Annotated in this window: 4 protein-coding genes; all 4 read left to right on the top strand. The window is 35.0% G+C overall.

Annotated elements, in window-relative coordinates:
• Positions 1 to 474: 474 nt before the first annotated feature.
• The 4 genes from C7B62_RS25070 to C7B62_RS25055 all read left to right on the top strand — a co-directional run bounded on the left by C7B62_RS25070 (position 475) and on the right by C7B62_RS25055 (position 3,082).
• Entirely contained in the window at positions 475 to 834 is a 360-nt protein-coding gene (locus tag C7B62_RS25070; protein WP_106244231.1) for a four helix bundle protein, read from the top strand.
• Between the two features lie 39 nt (positions 835 to 873).
• On the top strand, positions 874 to 1,995 hold the full coding sequence (locus tag C7B62_RS25065) for a HAMP domain-containing sensor histidine kinase (RefSeq protein ID WP_106244228.1): 1,122 nt from the start codon (positions 874 to 876) through the stop codon (positions 1,993 to 1,995).
• Positions 1,996 to 2,015: 20 nt separating this feature from the next.
• Positions 2,016 to 2,237 carry a hypothetical protein gene (locus C7B62_RS25060; protein WP_106244224.1) on the top strand — a complete coding sequence of 74 codons (222 nt, stop codon included), beginning with the start codon at positions 2,016 to 2,018 and terminating at the stop codon, positions 2,235 to 2,237.
• Between the two features lie 464 nt (positions 2,238 to 2,701).
• Positions 2,702 to 3,082 carry a Na-translocating system protein MpsC family protein gene (locus tag C7B62_RS25055; protein WP_106244221.1) on the top strand — a complete coding sequence of 127 codons (381 nt, stop codon included), beginning with the start codon at positions 2,702 to 2,704 and terminating at the stop codon, positions 3,080 to 3,082.
• Positions 3,083 to 3,271 lie beyond the last annotated feature (189 nt).

Raw genomic sequence — 3,271 nt, 5'->3', positions numbered from 1 at the left:
ATCTAAATTACGAGGTATTTTGAGTGGTGTGCCTAAGTCAGTGAACAGTGAACAGTGAACAATGAGCAGTGAACAGTAAACAATGAGCAGTGAACAATGAGCAGTGAACAGTGAACAATGAACAGTGAACAATGAGCAGTGAACAGTGAACAATGAACAGTGAACAGTGAACAGTGAACAGTGAACAGTGAACAATGAACAGTGAACAATGAACAGTGAACAGTGAACAATGAGCAGTGAACAGTGAACAATGAACAGTGAACAGTGAACAGTGAACAGTGAACAATGAGCAGTGAACAGTGAACAATGAACAGTGAACAGTGAACAATGAGCAGTGAACAATGATCAGTGAACAGTGAACAGTGAACAGTGAACAGTGAACAGTGAGCAGTGAACAGTGAACAATGAACAGTGAACAGTGAACAGTGAACAATGAACAGTGAACAGTGAACAGTGAACAGTGACCATTTATCTATGGATAACAATGTGGCTTATGATAAGGCATATAAGTTTGCAATTAGAATTGTTAAAGCATATAGATATTTATGTGAAGAAAAAAGAGAATTTGTTTTATCTAAGCAGTTATTGAGAAGTGGTACAAGTATTGGGGCAAACATCACGGAAGCAAAAGGTGGAATATCTAAAGCCGATTTTTCTGCTAAAATCTCTATTGCTTACAAAGAAACTTTAGAGACTAAATATTGGCTTTCTCTCCTCAAAGATACGGGGTATATAGATCCAAAATCTTTTGAAAGTATTTATGAAGATGCAGATGAAATAGCAAAAATATTATTTTCAATATTGAAAACTACTAGAATTAACATTAACCAATAGAAACCGCTCATTGCTAACTGCTCATTGCTCATTGCTCATATGCAACGTATTCTCTTACTAATCGAACATCAGCAGAATCGACTACTTTTATCCCAAACTTTGGAGCAATATTATCAAGTTCTTGCTCCTGGAGTGGATGCGGACTTTGCTGTAGTTGGGGAGCAAATGTTAACAGAAGATTTCGATCTTTGTTTTGTTGACTATACTGCCATTCATTATCTACGAGAAAAAATGTTGGCAATTCGGAAGGCAGCTATTCCGCTTTTCCTGCCTTTTGTGTTTATGACTACCTTACATGATGTTGGTTTGTCTACAGATCATTTAGAACCATTGATTGATGATATAGTTTATCTGCCAGTAGAAAAGATTGAGCTTAGAACTAAAATTAGAGTCTTGTTGCGATCGCGTTCTTATTCTCTTCAGCTTCAAGCCGCCAAAGAAAAATTGAATCAGTCTTTAGCACAAGAAAAAGAGTTAAATAAAATTAAATCCCGTTTTGTTTCTACGGTATCCCATGAATTTCGCAATCCTCTCAACAGCATTTCAGGGATGGCACAAATTTTAGAAACTTATGGAGATAAATTAACCCCTGTCAAGAAGGCAGAAGTTTTGCAACAGCTAAGGCGCAACGTCACCAAAATGACCAATCTGTTAAATAATGTCTTGGTTATTAGCCAAAAAGACATGAACAAGCTGCAATTTAATCCTGCGCCAGTAGAGTTAGAGAAATTTTGTCGTGGCGTGATTAATGAAGTTCAAACAGCGTTCAACAACAAGCAAACAATCAACTTTGTTTATCAAACAGAAACACAAACATTCAGTTTAGATAGTAAACTACTCAATCATATTCTGACTAATCTTCTGTCCAATGCGTGTAAATACTCGCCACAAAACAGCAATATCGACTTTGAAATCCATACTCAGGCTTCAGAATTAATTTTTACAGTACGCGATCGCGGTATTGGCATTCCTCCTGAAGATCTACCACAATTATTTGATTCTTTTTATCGCGCTAGCAACTCCCAAGATCAGCAAGGATCGGGTTTAGGATTGGCGATCGCCAAAGAATACGTTGAATTTCATCAAGGCACTATCTCCGTAGCTAGTGAGCTACAAGTAGGTACTACTTTTACCGTTAATATTCCCATTGTTAACTCGTAGGTAGTAGTGGGTAGTGGGTAGTGGGTAGTAATGATACTCTAGGGTGTGAAGCAGGAAACGATGCTCTGTATGGCGGAAGTGGTAATGATATTTTTGTAATCGGTGATGGTCAAGATAACATCTTTGATTTTGTAGATGGCTCAGACCAGATTTTATTAACCAATGGATTAATTAACTTTTTTTTATTCTACTATTTAATTAGCGATCGCCAATTGTATTTTGCCACGGCGATCGCTTTGTAGTATTCATCTCCTCTTAAGGTTCTCCAAACTGTATCAGTAGCTAGGCATAATTAATTTAAAGACTTATGTGAGGTAGTGGAGTAGTGGAGATAGGGGAGAAAAATAAAAATCCGTTATTTTATATTTAATTTCACCCAGCTACTTAACAAGATTAAAAATATGATTTATATTTAGTAAACTTTTGAGGAATTTTATGGTCTTACTTAATTATATTCAATATTATCTTAGATACTTTTTTGTCCTGTAGAGAGAGTCAATAGTTGTATTCGGTTATTACTCATTTGACCCTATTATGAAAACCTTTGCTATTTAGCTAGAATTATACAGAAATAAACAAGACAACTTTTCCTAACTCTTCAAACGCTAGGGAATCAAACACTATCTAAATTGAATCTGTTTGATTAATTGTTTATTTGAGAATTTCGGATAGTCAAAACTTGAATAATTAATTAAATAGAAGCGAAATGACTAATAATGTTCCTAGCCGTGGTGAAATGGAGCGCAATTTATCTCAATCTATTCAGGCTTTCTATCGCGATAGATTAAGCTGTCGAGTAGGCAAAATTAGTTGTCATATCTTTGGTAATCAAGTTGCAATTATTGTTGAAAATTCAGTCACGTCTCTAGAGAGAGTATTAAATAATTCTGAAGATCAAAACTTTGTTCGTGACCTGCGCAATCGCATTGATTGCATAGTTAAAAGTGAATTAATTACTAAAATTAAACAGATTATCGGAGTAGAAGTTATCGATTTAACTATTGATACTACTTTAGAACACAATTTCACAGGTGTCTTAGTTTTACTTAATGAAATGCCTCAAACACGCAAAACTAAGCGTAATTAATTATTCAAACCGCGCAGTAGTTAGCCATAAGCTATAAGCTAATTAAATTAAAAGCATTCTAAATTTACTTTTAATTGAAGACTCGATCATACTAAATCTGCTTAACAAAGGTAATGTTTAATTTCTGCGTACAAATTTGGTGATGAAATCAGAATAACTTGTTACTTGTTACTTGTTACTTGTTACTTG

Origin of the sequence: Pleurocapsa sp. CCALA 161, from assembly GCF_003003995.1 — a bacterium.
Classification (GTDB): domain Bacteria; phylum Cyanobacteriota; class Cyanobacteriia; order Cyanobacteriales; family Xenococcaceae; genus Waterburya.
Note: the sequence above shows the minus strand (reverse complement) of the source record. Positions and strands in the feature narration are given on the sequence as shown.